Raw genomic sequence first — 18,670 nt, forward strand, 5'->3', positions numbered from 1 at the left:
TGCAGCAAGGCGCTTGTACTTTGTCTGCGTCGCGCTATCACCAGCCATCTGCGCGAGCGTCTCGCATTCGGACGCCGAGGTCTCATACTGCTCAACTCGTTTCAGTCGAACGTCTGTTGCGGAGGTACGCATTACGGTCCCCTGAGCGGGGTTGTCTTGAACGGCGCAATTCTGTCCTGCGCGGCCAGAGCAGGGACCCTGTGCTCAGAGTTTGGCATTTTTACAGCCGCTCGCTTCCACCAAAGTCTATGCTCCGGTCTGATCTTTGTTGTTTGCGCGAAGCGTCAGCGTCGTCGCTATTGTCCGCCTCGCGAGATATTCGCGGCGTCCGAATGCAATCTCCAGGGATGTTCGAGATTTCCCAGGCGAGCAAGGATCACTTGCTGACGTTGCAGAACTTGGCGCGCAGCATTGGCTCACGCTGCCGGATGGACAAACTCACCACGCCGCACATCATGATCCGATTGGACGCAATCAGATGATGATCTAATTCTCTTTGTTTGAGCACGAGCTTTTCGGAAAGCCGGTCTCCACTTTTCCAGATCATGCTCTGGGGCTGCGACCCGCAACATCCCGGGTGCATTCCTGCCGGACATGTACCGACGGGCGGACGGGCCAGTTCGTCGGATTGCAATGATCTTCAATGGTTGTGCCGCCGCTTATGGCGAGCCCCGGATTTGGGATAAGGCTTGGCGAAATATGGATTGACGACGCACTGGGCCGCCCGGCCCGACGCGGAGGCCTGACACTGGGCTATCGATGTATAGCTGCACTCGAAGTAGTAGTGCACCATATCGTCGTAGACCTGGAGGCAGACCGGGTAGTTCGGATCGTAGGTCTGAGCCTGTGACGGCGCGGCGCTAAGAACCGTCCCTGCCGCCAGAACGACCAACACAAAAATACGCATCAGACTTCTCACACCCGAACGTCCAATTCCGGTCCATCTCATCCTCTTCCTCCTCGCGCCCGCTGCCGATCGTGTTGTCCGCGCCGCGCATCACCATCCTGAGCCCATCATCCGATAAGGGGAGCTGCAAGCTCCTGACTTTGTTCCTTCGCGACATCTAGAGATCGCGGACCATGAAAGCCGTCTCCAGGCCTCTCCAGTTGGTGCGATCATGAACCACCCAACCGAGCCTCTCATAATAGCCGGCAGCATCCGTGGTGTAGAGGTGGATCCGAGAAAATCCCCGTTGCCGCGCTTGATCCTCGATGGCTCGAACCAAGACGGCGCCCGCTCCCTTTCGCCGATGCTCCGGCACAACGAACAAGCCCGCCAGCCATGGCGACACATCGTGGTTCGGCTCAATCTCCGACTCCACCAGAAGACACGTCCCGATCGGCTCGCCATCGGCCTTGGCAACCAGAGCGACACCATGGCTTTGATCGGAAGCAAAGAGCTCGAGCGCCCGCAATTCGTTCTCGAAGGAGGTCTTGAGAACCGAAAAGGCATCGACGCGCCAGCGCGCGCAAATGGCCAGCTCCGGTGTCCCGGGCTCAATGATGAACGTCTGAACGCCGGTCATCGAGATCTCCTGGCAGCGGGCAATCTTGCTTACCTGCTTCGTGATGCTCTAGCTTCACTGTCCCGACCTGCACACTCCCACGAGGGGAGATGGCGCCGACGGCTTCGCTAGCAGGTCGGCGCCGCTGCGAGCGATGCCCATCAAACAAAAAGCCCGGTCGTTCGGACCGGGCCTTTGTCTTTCCGAAAAACTCCAGCGCGCTTACGCGGCTTCGTCCGCGACCGCGGTGTCATCACCGTCGCTGTCATCAATGTCCTCGACATCGCCCTCGGCGTCAGCCTCGCCCTCGGCTCCGGTCTCGGCCTTGGCGGCGCCGCGGCGCGGGCTCTTGGCGAGCTGGCTCTCGATCTCTTTGACCGCTTCGGTCTCGGTCGAGTGCTGCACCACCGCGATCTCGCGCGACAGCCGGTCCAGCGCCGCTTCATAGAGCTGGCGTTCGCTATAGGACTGCTCGGGCTGCGACTCCGAGCGATAGAGGTCGCGCACCACTTCCGCGATCGCGACGATATCGCCCGAATTGATCTTGGCTTCGTACTCCTGGGCACGACGCGACCACATGGTGCGCTTCACGCGCGCGCGGCCCTTGAGCGTCTCCAGTGCCTTCTTGACCAGCGCGGGGTCGGACAGCTTGCGCATGCCGACATTGGCGACCTTGGCGGTCGGAACCCGCAGCGTCATCTTGTCCTTGATGAAGTTGATGACGAACAGTTCCAGCTTGGCGCCCGCGATCTCCTGCTCCTCGATGGCCAGGATCTGGCCAACACCGTGAGCCGGGTACACCACGAACTCGTTGGCCTTGAACCCCTGACGCTGGGTCACGACCTTCTTTTCTTCCGCCTTGGGCGCAGGTGCGGGCTTCGCGGCCACGGCCGGCTTGGTCGCGGCCGGCTTGGCGGCGGCCTTCGCCGGAGCCTTGGGAGCAACTTTCGGGGCAGTGGTCTTGGCGACCGTCGCTTTCGCGGCAGTCTTGGCAGCAGACTTATGTTGCATTTCGCTTCTTTTCTTAGAGGACTTTGCGGCCGAGACCGCCTTGTGGGCGGTCCGGGTGTCCCTTAGGGATGCCCGGGCACGGCTTTTGGTTGCGCTGCGGCTGCTGGCCGCGGCAGCTTTCTTGGTGGTCTTCGAAGCACTCGTTTTACGCGTTTTCTGTGACACAGCCTGCGCGCGGAACTGCCACGCCCCTGTTGAATGTTTTTCACGGGAACCCTGAGGGGCCAAAGCGGGCTGACGGGGTTCAAGCTTGAAATGTGCCCAATATAACACATTTCCCGCAAAAATCAATGATTTAGAGCTTTTCGGGGGCGGTTTTTGGCTGATTCGCCGCTATTAGGGTTAAGTTTGGCCGGTATTTGCTTAGTCACCGGCCCCCGGATTCGGGGAAAAATATTTCTCGAACTTGCCGTCCATCCCATCGAAATCCTTGGCGTCCGCCGGGGGGTCCTTCTTCTGGGTGATGTTAGGCCAGCTCTTGGCGTACTCATTGTTGAGCGACAGCCATTTCTCCAACCCCGGCTCGGTGTCGGGCTTGATGGCATCCGCCGGGCATTCGGGCTCGCACACACCGCAATCGATGCATTCGTCGGGGTGGATGACCAGCATGTTCTCGCCCTCGTAGAAGCAATCTACCGGGCAGACCTCAACGCAATCGGTGTACTTGCACTTGATGCAGGCTTCAGTGACGACGTAAGTCATCCAAGGCTCCGAGACGGTTCGATTTTCTTGGCTGGAATTTTCTTGGCGAGTTTTGGCTTGCGTAGCGCAGGAACATGCGTGCTGCAAGGGAAGCCAAGCCTCGCGAACGGCCTAATCCGAGCAAGTTAGCAAGTTATTGCTCCGCTCAGATAATCATTTTGGGCCGCCTTGCAAATCCTCGAACAAGACGCGCGCAGCCTGCGCGTCGCCGCGCCGCTCGGCAAAGCCGATCACCTTGAGAATGCGCACGCTGCGGTCGAGCCCGATGGTAAGGACGTCGCCGAGCTTCACGCTGTGACCGGGCGCCGTTTCGCGCACGCCGTTGATCCGGACATGACCCGCCTCGACCAGCGCGGCGGCGCTGGTGCGGGCCTTCACGACCCGCGCGTGCCATAGCCATTTATCAATGCGCTGGCGGTCCGTGGACTTGATCCTCTGTTTGACGCGTTGTCTTCACGCGAACCGGTTTCCGCGACGCTTAAAAACGCTAGTCCTTCCGATTGGCCGTGAGCTGTTCCTTCAGCGCCGCGAGCTTGGCGAAAGGCGAATTGGGATCGACGGCGCGTTCTCGCTCGCGCGGCGCGCTCGAGGCATAGGGCCGATGCGACGGACCGACGTCGCGCTTGTCGCGGCCGCCTTTGTCGCGGCCATGATCGCGCGGGCCCCGCTCGCGGCCGCCATGGTCGCGCTCGCCGCCGAACTTGCCCTTCTTGTCGCGGTTCTGATCCTTGCCGAAACGCTCGCGCGGCCGCTCCCCGTCCCCGCGATGCTCACGCTCGTCGCGGCGCTCGCGCCCCTGGCGCGCCTGAGCGCCCTCGGCGCCACTGGCCGCCTCCGCGCCGTCCTTCTTGCGGAAATCCCGCCGCCCGTGATGGCGATGATGCTGGCGCTTCTCGCCCTCGCCGGCTTCGCCTGCTGCTGCCGCGTCGACCTGCTCGCCAGGCTTGCGATCCTGATGGCGATGGTGGCGGTGACGCGGGCGCCGCTCGTCCATGCGGCCGCCGGGTCGCCAGACCTCGACCAATTGCGGCTCGGCCGCCGCCGCAGGCGCGGCTTCCGCCGTGGGCGCGGTTTCCGCCACAGGCGCTTCGGCCGTCGCGGCCTCGACAGCCGCGGCGGTTTCCGCAGGCATAGCCTCGCTGATCGCGGCCACCTCGTCGGTCGAATCGGCGGCTTGTGCCTGCTCTTGGGAGGCAACCGCAACTGCGTCAGCAGCCGTGGCGGCCTCCGCAGATGCGGGCGACGCAGCCTCTTCCTCTGCCGCGACCGCCGGTTCCGGCTCCTCGCCGACCGGGACCGGCGAGACTTCCGGCAGCAGCGCGGCCGAGGGCGCGAGATTACCGGGCTGTTCCGCCGTCTCCAGCACTGGCTCGACCAGCGCATCCGTTGTTGATGGCTCCGTGGCCGCCTCAGGCTGCTCCGCCGGCGTGTCGGCGGGTGCCGCGGCGGCGCCTTCAGCCGGCGGCGCCTCGGGGGCGACCGTCTCGGTCACCACGGCAGGCTTCGGCGGCAGCGGCGGGCGGCGCTCCATGCGATAGCCGAGCGCGCGCAGGATCGAGGCAAAGTCCTCGCCCGCCGAGCCCGTGAGCGAGGTCATCGCCTGCGTCACCACGAAGCCGCGGCCGTCGAACGCGCCGGCCGGCTTCTCGCCGGGAGAACTCTCGCGCCAGGCCAGCGCCGGGCGAATGAGATCGGCAAGCCGCTCCAGAATGTCGACGCGCACGGCGCGCTCGCCACATTGCCGATAGCCCAGCACGCGATAGGCATCGCGCGGCAAGGTCTTGTCGACCGGGAAAGAGGTGCGCCCCGATGAGGCCATGTGCTGCGCGCCGGAGACCGCCTGCAGATCGACATTGTCGTGCTTCAAGGCCCAGAGCAGCGAGGCCAGCGCGCGCGCCGCCGGCTTCAAGAGCGCCGGGAAATAGATGTGATAGGCGCCGAACCGCACGCCATATTTGCGCAAGGCCGCCCGCGAGGGCTGGTCGAGATCCTTCATCTCGGATGCGATTCTGGCTCGCTCCAGCACGCCCAGTGCTTCGACGAGCTGGAAGGCAATACCGCGCCCGATGCCGGTGATGTCCTCGGCCTTGGAGAGCTCGAACAAAGGTCCCAGCAGCTTTTCGATATGCGTCTTCAGCCACAGATCGAGCCGCGCCTGCACTTTTTCGCGCGATGCCCCGGTCAATCGTTCGTCGGCGATGATGCGAATGCGCGGATGCAGGGCGTCGTCGGCCGCGACCAGCTTTGCCACGGCGTCCCCGGTCCAGCGAATGGTACCGTCGGAGGTGAGCACGAACTGGTCGTCGGCCGCATTACCAAGCTTTTCGGCGCGTGCGTCGATCTCGCGCGCCAGCACCTGTTGCGCCGCGGCCTGCAGCGCCTTGGCGTCGGACCCCGCCTCCGCCGCGTCTGGTGCAAAAGTGAATCCGTCGAGCCGGCCGATCGCATGGCCCTCAACAATGACTTCGCCGGTCTTGCCGATTTCCGTATTCAAAACGACGTTCTCCCGCAGGCGGCGCATCAATACACTGGTACGGCGATCAACGAAACGCTCCGTGAGCCGTTCGTGCAACGCGTCCGACAATTTATTTTCAACTTCGCGCGTGATTCCCTGCCAATGCTCCGGATCGGCCAGCCAATCCGGCCGGTTGGCGACAAAGGTCCAGGTGCGAATCTGCGCGATCCGGCCCGAAAGCGTGTCGATATCGCCATCGACACGATCGGCCTGGTCGACCTGGGCGGCGAACCAGCCGTCCGGGATCCGCCCCCCTTTCATCAGGAAGGCATACAAAGTCGTCACCAATTCGGCATGTGCCGCCGGCGACAGCTTCCGGTAATCCGGTATCTGGCAGGCGTCCCAGAGCCGCTCGACCGCGGCCTTGCCATGCGCCATGTCGCGCACGTCGACGTCGCGCGCGGCGTGGTCGAGCACGCGCAGATCCTCGGCGATCGGCGCCCGCGTCAACGCCTCGTGACCGGGCGGCAGTGCGAGCGACACCTGCAGCGCACCGAGGGATGAAAAATCAAGCTTCGAATTGCGCCATTGCAGAACCTTGACCGCCTCGAATGTGTGGTTCTGCAGAGCATTCACCAGCTCGGGCTCGAACGGCGCGCAGCGCCCCGTGGTACCGAACGTGCCGTCGCGGGTGGCGCGTCCCGCTCTTCCTGCGATCTGCGCGAACTCCGCCGGATTGAGCCTGCGGAACTGATAGCCGTCATATTTGCGGTCGGAGGCGAACGCGACGTGATCGACGTCGAGATTGAGCCCCATCCCGATCGCGTCGGTCGCGACGAGATAATCGACGTCGCCGTTCTGGAACATCGCCACTTGCGCGTTTCTGGTGCGCGGCGACAGCGAGCCCAGCACCACCGCCGCTCCGCCATGCTGGCGCCGGATCAATTCGGCGATCGCGTAGACCTCGTCCGCCGAGAACGCGACGATCGCGGTGCGGCGCGGCTGACGGGTGATCTTGCGATCGCCGGCAAAGGAGAGCTGCGACAGCCGCGGGCGCGTCACGATGGACGCGCCGGGCAATAGCCGCTCGATGATCGGGCGCATGGTGGCGGCGCCCAGCAGCAGCGTCTCGTCGCGCCCGCGCCGGTTGAGAATGCGGTCGGTGAAGACGTGGCCGCGTTCGAGATCGGCGGCGATCTGGATTTCGTCGACCGCAAGGAACGACACATCGAGATCCCGCGGCATCGCCTCGACGGTCGAGACCCAGAAGCGCGGATTGCGCGGCTTGATCTTCTCTTCGCCCGTGACCAGCGCCACGGCCTCGGGGCCGGCGCGATCGGCGATCTTGTTATAGACCTCGCGCGCCAGAAGCCGCAGCGGCAGCCCGATCATGCCGGAGGAATGCGCAAGCATGCGCTCGATCGCAAGATGCGTCTTGCCGGTGTTGGTCGGGCCGAGCACGGCTGTCACGCCGGAGCCTGCAGCGCGCTCCGGTGTGAACGAGGACGAAGGAGAAAGGGCCATAATGTGTGAGGTATTCCGCTGGTGCTGGCGTTACGCCAAATCCGTCATCCCCGCGCAAACGGCCAGCCGTTTGTCGCTGGAGGTGCGAGCGAGCCTCGAAGGATGAACGGCCCCGCTGCGAGAGCCGGGCCGTCGCCCTTCGAGACGGCCGCGTTGCGGCCTCATCAGGGTGACGGGGATAGTTGGAAATCCTTTTCGATCTAACACGCTCGTGCCCTGGCACTTCATCAAGAAACAAGATGGGGAGCAAATCCGGAAATTGCGAATACGATGCGGGCTCCGGGCCCGCAACTGTCTCACTTTGCTACGGATATAGGGTCCCCGCTTAAGCTCTGGAACGAGTCTAGAACGAATCGCGGCCGAATCGCTGACTCCATCCCATTTCCGGCTTCGTTCACCGCAACATCTCGGGAGGGAACCGAAACCCCGCACTAGATGAGGTTTTGCCGCCGCCCACAGCTGCGGATTTTGGCTGCGAATTTCTTAAATTCTTGATGCGCCGGAGTCGAATCAGAAGCGGCAAAGAGTCAACAGGATTCCGACTCTACCGCAGGCACCGTCGTTCCGGGGCGATGCGCAAGCATCGAACCCGGAACCTCGAGATTCCGGGTTCGGTGTGCATCTCGCGCCACAACCTCCGGATTCCGGGTTCGCTCGCCGCCGCGAGCGCCCCGGAATGACGGTGCGGAGGTTTGGCCGCGCCAAGGCGGCGCCAAGCGCAGCAACGCTACTGCGTCTTCGGATTCTTCGGATTGGCCTGGGTGATGAACTGCGTCGCCTCCAGCACACCCGTGCCGAAGGGCGTCGGCACCACCATGCGGAACGGCACCAGGAACCGCGTGCCCGGGATCGGCACGAACGTGACCTCGATGTTGCGTGCGGTGGAGAGATATTTGATCACCGGGCGGTCCGGGATGTAGCCCGCGATCGGCTTGAAGTAGATGGCGCAGACCACCGCGGGACCGTAATAGCCCTTTTCCGCCTTCACCATGCTCATGCGCTTGTAGTCGAGCGAGAGCTCGTAGCGCATGCGGCCGTCGAACACCGCGGCGCTGGTGCGGCAGGCATCGGGCGACAGCGGATCGCCGGTGCCTGATACGCGCAGCAGCGAGGCCGTCATCGGATCGAACACGCCCTTGCGATGCGCATCGGTGACCGGAACGCGGTCGGGATCGACCGGCGGGGTCGGATCGATGCCGTATTCCTTCACGGTGCCGTTGTTGAGCACGATGTGGATCGCCTCGGTCTTCTTCGAGGTCGTGGTCGAGGCGGTGTAATTGGTCGCAACCAGGGCGCCGTTGACGACGCGCCCTTGCGCGGCACCGGTGCCGGAGGAGTTGGCGATCGCTTTCAACAGCCCGGCCGTGCCGCCGAAGGCGGAGGCCGAATATTGGTCGTCGCCGATGTCGATGGTCCAGGAGCCGCGGCCGATGGGAATTCCGGCCAGCGTCGCCTCATATTGCGCATCCACCCGCGCCTGGGCATGCGCGGCGCCCGGCAGCGCGCCGGAGAAGGCCAGGCTTGCGCAGACGCTCGCGAGCAGCAGGAACGCCGACCAGCGGCGGGCCGGCCGGGCCGAGATCGGACGTTCCGGGGTCACGGAAGGCAATCCTGCTGCCGGCGCGATCGTTTGGTTTGAACTGTCATCAACACAGGAAACGGAGCAAAAAACCAAGGCGGCCGGCGGCCTTATGCCAAAATCGGTCCAACAGGGGTCCAGCGCCGGGAACATTTCGGAAGCGAAGATCGGTCCCGAATGCGCCCTTTATATGATCCGTTAAGCATCGGAAATGCCTGCGAGATATGGCCATTTCGCAACCCTTGCGGGCTCGAAAACTTGACGGATCGGCCATTGCGCCCTATACGTCCGCGCACTCCCGGTAGGACCGATGAATTTTGACCCCTGCGGCCGCCCGATCACGGGCTGTGAGCTGGCTGGGATGGAAGAGGATTTTGCGATGTCACGGCGCTGCGAACTGACGGCCAAGGGTCCCCAGGTGGGCCACAAGGTCAGCCACTCCAACATCAAGACCAAGCGGCGCTTCCTGCCGAACCTGTGCAACGTGACCTTCATCTCCGATGCACTCGGCCGCAACGTGCGCCTGCGCGTCTCCACCAGCGCGATCAAGAGCGTCGACCACAATGGCGGGCTTGACGCGTATCTCCTCAAAGCCAAGGCCGACACCCTCTCCCCGCGCGCGCTCGAGATCAAGCGCCAGATCGAGAAGAAGGTCGGCGGAGCGCAGCCGCAGCAGCAGGCGAGCTGAAGAGTTTTACGAGCTGGGGCTAGGGGCAAGTAGCGTCTAGTCGCGTAGGCTTAAGCGTTGAGTTCTAAGTGGCGGCCGGGTCGAAAGACCCGGCCGTTTTGCGTTTAGGGAATACCAAGGTCCTAAAGGACATCTCTTGCGGTGGAACAAACACCCGGCTTCAACAAAACTTAGACCGCTTTCAACGGTCAAAACTGTCGCCCGCAGCCCGAAACTTCTCCGACGTAATCGATCCAGAATACTCACTCTCCTCTGGCTTTCACGTGATCTTTTGCAAGAAGAATGCAAGTGACCTGACAAAGCTAAATCAGAAGCTGGAAAGAATCCGAGACAAGGTAATAATCGATGATGAGGCCGATTTCGCTACGCCGAATGCACTGATCAATAAAGGTGACGTGACGCGAATCAACGCGTTGATCAAGCAACTCATCAACGATGACGGGATCTATGTCGGCGTAACCGCAACGCCGGCGCGATTGGACCTAAACAACACTTTCGATAACGACAACGAGAAGTGGGTCAATTTTCCACCTCACGACGCTTACACTGGCCAGGACGTATTTTTCCCTCTCGACGCAGAGGTCAGCTTCTCACTGCACACGTTACCCGACACCGACGATAGCCCGAAGTATTTGCGAGAGGCGATTTTCCGATTTCTGGTCCGGGTGGCTGCACTTAACCTATCCACCGGCGTCGACGAAAATTTCTCGATGCTTATACACACGAGCGGCAAGAAGCTCGACCACAAGTCGGATAAGAAGCCTATTGACGACGTTATGAATGCATTGGCTGACTTTCATTCGAAAAAATTTGAAGCGTACACAAACGAGATCGATAGAATTGCGACCAAACTTTACGGCGCGGAGCAAGCGGCCCGAATCCTTGCCTACATTGTCAAATATTGTGATCAGACCACTACAATCATAATGAACAGCGAGAGGGATAAGAACGTCGACTTCAAGTCGGCAACCTCCCCTGCAGCTATGTTTACATTCGTGATTGGCGGCAACATCGTGTCGCGGGGTGTCACCTTCGACAATCTACTGTCGATGTTTTTCACTCGAGACTCGAAGCACAAGATACAGCAGGACACGTACATCCAGCGCGCTCGTATGTTTGGATCAAGGAAGAAGCATCTTCCTCACTTCGAACTGACTATACCCCAGCAGCTCTATCTTGATTGGCACCGGTGCTTCGTCTTTCACAAACTTGCACTTGAAGCAATTAAGACGAAGAAAGGATCTCCTGTCTGGCTCGCGGATCAGCGCATTGCCGCCGTGGCATCAAGCAGCATCGACAAAGCAAATGTACTTCTGGACAAAGGCGAGATGTCCTTCCCCATCTTCGACTATTCGCCTGAAGTCGAGCGAATCGCTCGCGGAAACAGCGATTCATTGAGCAAGCTCAAGCTACTGCAAGCCAAGATCGGAAACGACGCTCTTCCAGACTATCTGATACGGTATGTTCAGCGAATCCTTCCTAATGGACTGAGCTCTATAGCACTTCATCCATCTAGCACGATCGAGAACATGAAAGACGCTGATAAGGACAAAATCGAGCGAACTAAGGGGTTGTTCGGTCAGGTTCAACGTGACTTTCCTGACGCAGTGCACCACTTCAAGATTTTTTACAACTCGAAAGACAAGGCGCGACTAATCTACAAATTCAACGGCAATATCAGCTTCTTGAAGAACCAAAAAAATGCTCGATGACTACGAGTTCTATCAGGGGGTGGTTCTCCGGCACTTGGCCCTCGAGGCCGACTATTCCGTCTCATTTCGGCCATTTGTCCGTGAGGGACGCATCAATGCCTTTGTGGTGAACGGCAGGCTCGGGGTCTACATCAAACATTCCTCCAAGAGGATGTCGCCGTGGCGGTTCACGTTCACGATCGAGCAGGCTGCCGACCTACTCGATCTTGAGCACAAATTCTCCGACTCATTCGTTGTCTTTGTCTGTGGGACGGATGGGCTCGTAACGTTGTCATTTGCAGACTTGCACTCGATCGTCAGCTTTCAGGAGAGTGAGAACGCTTGGGTAAGTATATCGCGGCCGCCGCGCACCCAATACGAGCTGGCCGGGAACAGAGGAGAGCTGAAATATAAGATCTCCAGAGGAATAGGCACAATTCCTGAGACTCTGAAGGTCCGTGCGAGGGAACGATATGCAGCGGTTTAATGCCATCGCCTCAGGGGGCGGCGATGGACGCTCTTCTCGCTCAAACGCGCCGATCCTCGGGTCGAGAGGATTACGATGAGTAAGGCCTATAAGAAGACTATCCATGAAACGCTAGGCCGCGATCCCGTCCATCCATTTCCAGCCCGAATGGCTCCTGGAATTGCGCTCGACGTACTTGCTGCCGAGCCCGAACCCATCCGAGTACTTGACCCGATGATGGGTTCGGGAACCGTGTTAGCCGTCGCGCGTGCGCGGGGTCATATGGCTTTTGGCATCGATATTGACCCTCTTGCAGTTCTTCTTGCGCGCGTTTGGACTACCGCGGTGGACCCAGCCAAAGTTAAGGCTCAAGCAGCCGCGGTACTTGAGCGAGCAAAGGGCGATTTTAGCGTTCGCCGCGCCAGCGACGCTTATCCTTCCCATGCAGACGCAGACACGCGGAGTTTTGTTCGATATTGGTTTGACGATTATGCGCGCCGTCAACTAGCGGCGCTCGCGGACGCAATACATCGTGTCAGAGATAGTCACATTCGCGACGCGCTGTGGTGTGCCTTCTCGCGACTCATCATAACAAAGCAGGCCGGAGCATCCTTGGCGTTGGATTTATCTCACAGTCGGCCGCATAAAGCGTTTCAACGGGCCCCTATCAAGCCGTTTAACAAGTTTGTTGCCGCGGTTGACCATGTACTCAAGAATACCATTCGGATTGATCAGCTGAAGCGAGGTCCTGCGACGCGAGTCTCTCTGGGAGATGCCCGCAGCTTACCGATCGCGACCGGGACGATTGATCTGGTCTTGACCTCGCCGCCCTATCTAAATGCGATTGACTACATGCGATGTAGCAAATTCTCACTTGTTTGGATGGGACACACAGTTGGAGCACTAGGAGATATTCGCACAGAAAGTGTCGGCTCCGAGACTAGTGATGAATCCGCTCAGGACGACAAGGATATCCAACAAATTATCTCAGATCTGAAACTAAGTCCCAAGCTTTCTGGGCGACATGAAGCGATTCTTGCCCACTACATCAAAGACATGCGGAGCGCAGTGCGAGAAGCCGCACGCGTCCTCTCTCCTGGGGGAAAGGCGGTATACGTAGTCGGTGAGAACACGATTCGCGGCACGTTCATTCCGAACGCGAAGATCGTAGTTGCTGTTGCCGAGCAATCAGGTCTCTCTACTGAAAATCGACGAGCGCGCACGCTTCCCGCCAACCGCAGATACCTACCACCGCCGTCGACCCGAAGTGCACGGGTCGCACTTAACGGCCGAATGCGGCGCGAGGTAATCCTATCGTTTTGCAAATCTCCATGAGCGAAGTCGCTCCTCCTAGGAGAGACGCAGTCTTCAGACGCTGAAGAAACGATTGAAACAATGATCGATCTGCACGAGCGCCTTTCAGAATTTTCTTGCTACGGCGTAACTCGAGAGACGGAGCAGCTCCTCGCCGATGTTGGCGTTCGCACTGTACCGTTCATGCCAAGTCTTCTCCAAGAGAAGCAGATCGGCTTCGATGTCGGCTTCGGTAGTAGAGGCGTGCCACTTCTTCTCCAATTCAAACTTGGACAGTCGTTGCACCGATTTGTCCGTGTCGATAAGCGTTATCCCGCCCCAGCACTTGAAAAACCATTTTTTCGGTTCAGCATAGATACAGGTGAGCCCGACGGACAATATGAGACGCTATTGAAAGCCCAAGTAGACGGCGCCGAGGCATATTACGTTGCGCCACGCTTTTCTGATTGGCCGAAGTACGTTAGTTTTTTCGAGAATGGCGAGGTATTGCAACGCTCCGTGATGGTCCCCCCAGGTGAAATTCGAGGAGCGCTGGTCTCGAAAGGCTCGCCGGACGGGCCGCATCGAATCGTCTACGATCGAAGTAGTGTTCATATCTGCTCAGAACCGGCCCCACTCCGAGATGCACAACCTGAAACGATAGCTCGTGACATCGCCTCGCGAATGGAGAGCGGCCAAAGGAATCTGGGGCAAACCGTACATAGGATTTACATTGGGCTTGAAGATAGATCAGCAATAAGACGACGCACTGGCATCGCCGACTCGGGCGAAGAATCAGAGATTGTTGAATTGGCGATGGACGAACGTGTTCCTGATCAGATTAGGCGGGATGAACGTGACCACCGTCTCGAAAAACTAAGAGGGCGGGCGCGAAGTGAAGAAGACGCGGTGGCGGCAGCGCTCGGTCTCGAACTCTGGCCCCTAGGTATCCAGCTCTTATTTGCGACCAAGTAGGTGAAGCCCGGCCCCGCGCAGCTAAGGTCCTCCGGCAGAGCACCACGGATCGCGCCATCTACGCGCAGACGGCGCAGCGATCCTCCTTCTTTCACCTCGGCCCCACCCGCATCGCCTCCGGCAGCGTCTCCGGCAACCTCCCCGCCACCTGCAGCGCCGCCTGCATGGCGACAATATACCCATATGGCCCGAGCCCCGCGATCACGCCCTTGACCGCCGCCGAGAGCTTCGAATGCCGATGCAGTTCGTCTCTCGCGTGGATGTTGGAGATGTGGACCTCGTAGATCGGCCCCTCGAAAATCTTCAGCGCGTCGTACATCGCGATCGAGGTGAAGGAATAGGCGGCGGGGTTGATGATCAGCGCGTCGGCCTCCTGGCGGGCGGACTGGATGAGATCGACCAGCACGCCTTCGTGGTTCGACTGGTGGAAGGCGAGCTGTACGCCGGCAAAGGCGGCGAACTCGGCGCATGAGGCCTTGATCGCGTCCAGCGTGGTCGAGCCGTAGATATGCGGCTCACGCACGCCGAGCAAATTGAGGTTGGGGCCGTTGATGATCATGATGCGCATGGTGTCCTCCCCGGGGATTGGCGGCCAGCCTGACGCCGTTCAACTTAAGCGGCAGCCTGATTCGATCAACGGATTGATGGCGAACGCCGGGTTGTAGGGTGGGCAAAGCGCAAGCGTGCCCACCGCTCGCGCTGTCCGCCGCGACCGCGGTGGGCACGGCGCTGGCGAGCCTTTGCCCGTCCTACACGACCTGTCATCTACGCAGCCTCTTGGCCGGTCACCGGGCTGATCTTGTCCAGCTCTTTTCCGATACGACTTTTTGCTGTCCGCATATCGAATTCGTTCTGCAAGTTCAGCCAGAGCTGCGCCGATGTGCCGAGCGCCTTGCCGAGCCGCAGCGCAGTATCGGCGGTGATTGCAGTCTCTTCGTTGGCAATTCTTTCGATACGGGTGCGCGGAACGCCACACGCTTTTGCGAGCGCGCCGGCCGACAAGCCCAACGGAATGAGAAATTCCTCGCGCAGGACTTCGCCGGGATGCATCGGCGGAAGCTTCTTGGCCATATACAATTCTCCCTTTGATCACCCGGTGCGGGCTAATGATAGTCGACGAACTCGACGTCTTTCGGCCCCTCCACCGTCCAAACAAAGCAAATGCGCCACTGATCGTTCACCCGGATTGAATGCTGCCCCCGTCGATCGCCCCTGAGAGCCTCCAATCGATTTCCAGGAGGAGCCTTAAGATCGTTCAACGTCGTCGCCGCGTTCAGATAGCCAAGCTTCCGCCGCGTGACCGCGAGTAGATCGGCGGGGAAGCCCTTCGCAGCGACACCCTCAAAGGCTGCCCTTGTCCGCTCATCTTTGAAGCTCCGGATCACATCTTCTCATGTATCATAATGCGATACATAAGTCGAGCCAAATGTATCGCGACATGATACACGCGTGGCGCCGTCGATTGGGAATCTCGGCCAGGGCCGGTTGTTTGACAAGGCTGTTAGCCACACGACGCGGTGGGCGACCAGGCTGCCCAACGCCGCCCGCCACCGGCCCGTCTGGTGATTTGTGCGCCGCATCGAACACGCGACGAGCCATCCCGGCCCATTCGTTCGTGCTATAATTTCGCAACAACAGAACAGGGAAGACGCCAGGGAGGACGTCATGTCTCATACCATGGTTCCCAGCGATCGTGTGGAGCACGTCGCCGTTTACGGGCGCGACGGGGCGAGGCTCGGCACGATCGAGCGGCTGATGCTCGACAAGGTGAGCGGAACGGTTGCCTACGCGGTGGTCAGGACCGGCGGGCTGCTCGGCACCCACCATCATCATCCCATCCAGTGGAGCGCGCTCAAGTTCAATCCTCAGCGCCAGGCGTTCGAGACCGGGCTGACGCTGGACGAGCTGCGCGCCAGCCCGTGCGAGTTCGACGGCGACGCCTTCGACTGGGGCGACCGCTCGCGATCCTACCCGCACCCGCAATACTGGACGGTTTAGCTGGAGGGTGCGCAAAGCGACTCGTCGCGCCGAAGCTCGACGAGGGAAGGCGGAAGCGTGCCCACCGCTTCCGATCGCAACGACCACGATGGGCATGGCGCCGACGCGCCTTTGCCGCGCCCTGCAACTCCGGTGATGGTGCTGCGAGCTCGGTCCACCTCTCCCGGGGGGAGAGGTGGATTTGCTCCCGGCGATGCGAAGCATCGTCCGGCACAAATCGAGGGAGGGATTGCGGTCCCTCGAGAGACCAAATCCCCCTCACCGCATCTGACGATGCAATCCGGCCTCTCCCCAACCGGGGGAGAGGTGAGCAGACCGCGGCTCCTTTTGGCGAGGGGCATGGAGGCACAACAACTTTCGTAAATCTGCGCTATGCTCGCCCAGGTAGCATGAGGGAGCAGCACGGGGGAGACAGCCATGAAGAACATCGTCATCTGCTGCGACGGGACCGGCAACGAGATCAGCGAGAACATTTCCAATGTCCTCAAGCTCTATCGCTGCATGCGCAAGACGCCGAAGACACAGCCGTTCCAGGCGGTGTTCTACGATCCCGGTGTCGGCACGCTGGCGCGGCCCGACCCCTGGCACAAGCTGCGGCAGGATTTCGTCGCCATCCTCGGGCTCGCCACCGGCTATGGCCTCGATGACAACGTGCTCGCGTCTTACGAATTCCTGGTGCACAACTACGAGGACGGCGATCACATCTTTCTGTTCGGCTTTTCCCGCGGCGCCTATGCGGTGCGCGTGCTGGCGGGGCTGATCCACAAGGTCGGGCTCATTCGCCCGCAGCAGGTCAATCTCGCGGGCTCCGGGCTCACCGCCTACAAGCAGTTCTCCAGCAGTGGACAGCAGGAAGCCCCGAAACCGCTGCTGGAGGCGGCCGACGATGAGGGCCCGCTGCCGGTGAGCCGCTACGACCAGGCGGCGCAGTTCGCGCGCATCCTGTCCTCGCGCTGGCCGACCATTCACTTCGTCGGCGTCTGGGACACGGTGGCGAGCGTGATCGTGCCCCGGCCTGACCGGCTGTACTGGCCGAGCCTGGAGGAGCTGGCGTTCACGATCGCCAATCCGAGCGTAAAAATCTTCCGCCAGGCGATCTCGATCGACGAGCGGCGCTGCATGTTCCGCCTGAAGAAGTGGGAGGAGCCGCAGACTTTTGCGCACAACCGCTTCAACGACGCCAAGGCCGAGCCGCAGGATATCAAGCAGGTCTGGTTCGCCGGCGTGCATGGCGATGTCGGCGGCGGCTATGCCGAAAAGGAAAGCGCGCTTTCAAAATATCCGCTGCTCTGGATGATCGACGAGGCGGTGCGATGCGGCCTCACCGTCAATCAGCAGACGGTCAATCAGCTCGCCTGGGGCGTGCAGCGCAAGGGCAGCCCGTTCACCTATGTCAAGCCTTGCGTCCGCGGCGAGGCGCATAATTCGATGACAGCGGCCTGGCGCATTCTCGAATACCTGCCGAAGAAGGACAAATACAAGGAATGGCCGGAGCGAAAATCCCATTTCGGCTTCTACATCCCGGATGCCGAGCCGCGGCTCATTCCGGAAGGCGCCTTCATCCATGAATCCGTGCTGAGGCGCATGGAGGCGCTGCCGGACTACAAGCCGGTGAACCTGCCGCTCAAGTTCGAGACGGTGCCGATGCCGGTGGGACCGGAGGGGAGTTAGCGGTGATGAGACGAGGGTTGACCAGACCTCTATTTAGACTCATTGGCCCATCCCCGGACTCCATACACCTCTCCCCGGCGGGGAGAGGTGACCTTCGTCACGGCCCAAATCGCCTGCGCGCAAAAACTAATTTTGCAAGCTGCATCAAGCTGATTAGCCCGTTCAAGATTTCGCGTGAAAAATAAATCGCTTTGCGATCCCCCCAAATCAGTCGCATCCTCGTTCGCGTCTCGCCTCGGCAAGAGGGGCGTACGCGTCGTCACGGACGTTGAGTGCGGGATGCGGTGGACGCGAGGGTGCCAGGACGAACGGCATCTTTCGCGGACGGCGAAGTCGTGTGGTCCTGGCGCCCCAAGGCTGGCGCTAAGTCGCGAAGATGCGTAAGCGCATCGCGCTGATGACGGTGACAACAAAGTCTGGCTCACCGGGGAGAGCTCGAAGTAAGCCGTAAACCACTGCGCAGGGAAGGCCGGTGTGAACCCGGCTGTACCTGTGGTTATCACCCGTGTGCATTTCTTAGCGCATCTGCCGCACACGGGGCCATGGGTGCGGCGGACACCCGGCCTTCCCTGCGCCCTCTGTTATCGAGAGGGAAGAGGAGATGCAAAACTCGGGCGAAAGTCGCCGCGAGAACGCGAACGCATGTCTCTCGCTCGTCATTGCGAGCGAAGCGAAGCAATCCAGACTTTCTCTGCGGGTGCAGTCTGGATTGCTTCGTCGCGGAGCCTGTCATCGCTCGCGCGTTCGCGCGAGCCGTTGGCTCCTCGCAATGACGGCGACTGCTGTTTGAAAATCGAATCGGAGCAGTAGCTGAGCGGTCAGCTTCATCCCCGTCATTCTGAGGAGCGCGAAGCGCGTCTCGAAGGATGAACGGCCCCGATGCTGCAGCGTGGCCGTCTATCCTTCGAGGCTCGTGGAGCCTGTCATCGGGCCGGGCTTCGCGCGGACCCGGTGGCTCGCGCCTCCAGCGACAAACGGCGAAGCCGTTTGCGCGGGGATGACGGATCAGAGCATGATCCGGAAAAGTGTGAAGCGGTTTTCCGAAAAGATCATGCTCAAACAAGAATCTAAAGCGCGATGGCGATTCGACCTAATCCCATCGCGCTTTAGAC

The 18,670-nt window shown here is 60.6% G+C and carries 19 protein-coding genes; 8 read left to right on the forward strand and 11 right to left on the reverse strand.

Going from position 1 to position 18,670, the window contains the following annotated elements:
- Positions 1 to 376: 376 nt before the first annotated feature.
- The 8 genes from F758_RS50160 to F758_RS0134985 form a co-directional block, all read right to left on the reverse strand.
- Positions 377 to 547, reverse strand: coding sequence for a hypothetical protein (locus tag F758_RS50160; RefSeq protein ID WP_157450304.1), 171 nt, complete (start codon positions 545 to 547; stop codon positions 377 to 379).
- A 93-nt stretch (positions 548 to 640) separates the two neighbouring features.
- Positions 641 to 907: a DUF3551 domain-containing protein gene (locus F758_RS48525; RefSeq protein WP_084305893.1), complete on the reverse strand. Its 267-nt coding sequence runs from the start codon at positions 905 to 907 to the stop codon at positions 641 to 643.
- Between the two features lie 157 nt (positions 908 to 1,064).
- The gene (locus F758_RS0134960) at positions 1,065 to 1,526 is read right to left on the reverse strand and encodes a GNAT family N-acetyltransferase (RefSeq protein ID WP_024512220.1); all 462 of its coding nucleotides are present in this window, start codon (positions 1,524 to 1,526) and stop codon (positions 1,065 to 1,067) included.
- A gap of 201 nt (positions 1,527 to 1,727) precedes the next feature.
- Complete coding sequence (locus tag F758_RS48530) at positions 1,728 to 2,516, reverse strand: CarD family transcriptional regulator (RefSeq protein ID WP_198026638.1); 789 nt, start codon at positions 2,514 to 2,516, stop codon at positions 1,728 to 1,730.
- A gap of 363 nt (positions 2,517 to 2,879) precedes the next feature.
- Positions 2,880 to 3,218, reverse strand: a complete 339-nt coding sequence (gene fdxA, locus F758_RS0134970; RefSeq protein WP_024512222.1) for a ferredoxin FdxA — start codon at positions 3,216 to 3,218, stop codon at positions 2,880 to 2,882.
- Positions 3,219 to 3,371: 153 nt separating this feature from the next.
- The gene (locus tag F758_RS0134975) at positions 3,372 to 3,650 is read right to left on the reverse strand and encodes an RNA-binding S4 domain-containing protein (RefSeq protein WP_051387129.1); all 279 of its coding nucleotides are present in this window, start codon (positions 3,648 to 3,650) and stop codon (positions 3,372 to 3,374) included.
- A gap of 55 nt (positions 3,651 to 3,705) precedes the next feature.
- A complete protein-coding gene (locus F758_RS0134980) occupies positions 3,706 to 7,197 on the reverse strand; it encodes a helicase-related protein (RefSeq protein ID WP_024512224.1) in 3,492 nt (1,163 codons plus the stop codon).
- A gap of 727 nt (positions 7,198 to 7,924) precedes the next feature.
- Positions 7,925 to 8,743 carry a DUF3108 domain-containing protein gene (locus F758_RS0134985; protein WP_051387132.1) on the reverse strand — a complete coding sequence of 273 codons (819 nt, stop codon included), beginning with the start codon at positions 8,741 to 8,743 and terminating at the stop codon, positions 7,925 to 7,927.
- Between the two features lie 412 nt (positions 8,744 to 9,155).
- Between F758_RS0134985 and rpmB the strand changes: the two genes are divergently transcribed.
- From rpmB to F758_RS50170, 5 genes are all read left to right on the forward strand, one after another.
- On the forward strand, positions 9,156 to 9,464 hold the full coding sequence (rpmB, locus tag F758_RS0134990) for a 50S ribosomal protein L28 (protein ID WP_024512226.1): 309 nt from the start codon (positions 9,156 to 9,158) through the stop codon (positions 9,462 to 9,464).
- 68 nt (positions 9,465 to 9,532) lie between these two features.
- Complete coding sequence (locus F758_RS0134995) at positions 9,533 to 11,176, forward strand: Z1 domain-containing protein (protein ID WP_024512227.1); 1,644 nt, start codon at positions 9,533 to 9,535, stop codon at positions 11,174 to 11,176.
- Positions 11,166 to 11,642, forward strand: coding sequence for a hypothetical protein (locus F758_RS0135000; RefSeq protein ID WP_024512228.1), 477 nt, complete (start codon positions 11,166 to 11,168; stop codon positions 11,640 to 11,642). Before F758_RS0134995 ends, F758_RS0135000 begins: the two co-directional genes overlap by 11 nt.
- Positions 11,643 to 11,717: 75 nt before the next feature.
- Positions 11,718 to 12,956 (forward strand): class I SAM-dependent methyltransferase, encoded by a 1,239-nt coding sequence (locus tag F758_RS50165; RefSeq protein ID WP_157450305.1) that lies wholly within the window; start codon positions 11,718 to 11,720, stop codon positions 12,954 to 12,956.
- A gap of 60 nt (positions 12,957 to 13,016) precedes the next feature.
- The gene (locus F758_RS50170; protein ID WP_157450306.1) at positions 13,017 to 13,889 is read left to right on the forward strand and encodes a hypothetical protein; all 873 of its coding nucleotides are present in this window, start codon (positions 13,017 to 13,019) and stop codon (positions 13,887 to 13,889) included.
- A 91-nt stretch (positions 13,890 to 13,980) separates the two neighbouring features.
- On the opposite strand, the gene F758_RS0135020 is transcribed toward F758_RS50170, so the two are convergent.
- From F758_RS0135020 to F758_RS0135035, 3 genes are all read right to left on the reverse strand, one after another.
- Entirely contained in the window at positions 13,981 to 14,457 is a 477-nt protein-coding gene (locus F758_RS0135020; RefSeq protein WP_024512232.1) for a type II 3-dehydroquinate dehydratase, read from the reverse strand.
- Between the two features lie 197 nt (positions 14,458 to 14,654).
- A complete protein-coding gene (locus F758_RS0135030; RefSeq protein ID WP_024512233.1) occupies positions 14,655 to 14,960 on the reverse strand; it encodes a HigA family addiction module antitoxin in 306 nt (101 codons plus the stop codon).
- Positions 14,961 to 14,992: 32 nt separating this feature from the next.
- Positions 14,993 to 15,274: a type II toxin-antitoxin system RelE/ParE family toxin gene (locus tag F758_RS0135035; RefSeq protein ID WP_024512234.1), complete on the reverse strand. Its 282-nt coding sequence runs from the start codon at positions 15,272 to 15,274 to the stop codon at positions 14,993 to 14,995.
- A 280-nt stretch (positions 15,275 to 15,554) separates the two neighbouring features.
- Between F758_RS0135035 and F758_RS0135040 the strand changes: the two genes are divergently transcribed.
- From F758_RS0135040 to F758_RS51445, 3 genes are all read left to right on the forward strand, one after another.
- Positions 15,555 to 15,887 (forward strand): PRC-barrel domain-containing protein, encoded by a 333-nt coding sequence (locus F758_RS0135040; RefSeq protein WP_024512235.1) that lies wholly within the window; start codon positions 15,555 to 15,557, stop codon positions 15,885 to 15,887.
- A 417-nt stretch (positions 15,888 to 16,304) separates the two neighbouring features.
- Entirely contained in the window at positions 16,305 to 17,558 is a 1,254-nt protein-coding gene (locus F758_RS0135045; RefSeq protein WP_024512236.1) for a T6SS phospholipase effector Tle1-like catalytic domain-containing protein, read from the forward strand.
- 889 nt (positions 17,559 to 18,447) lie between these two features.
- Positions 18,448 to 18,670 (forward strand): hypothetical protein (locus tag F758_RS51445; RefSeq protein WP_210200103.1); only part of this gene is annotated, 223 nt, incomplete at its 3' end.

The sequence above is a fragment of the Bradyrhizobium sp. ARR65 genome (genome assembly GCF_000472385.1).
Classification (GTDB): domain Bacteria; phylum Pseudomonadota; class Alphaproteobacteria; order Rhizobiales; family Xanthobacteraceae; genus Bradyrhizobium.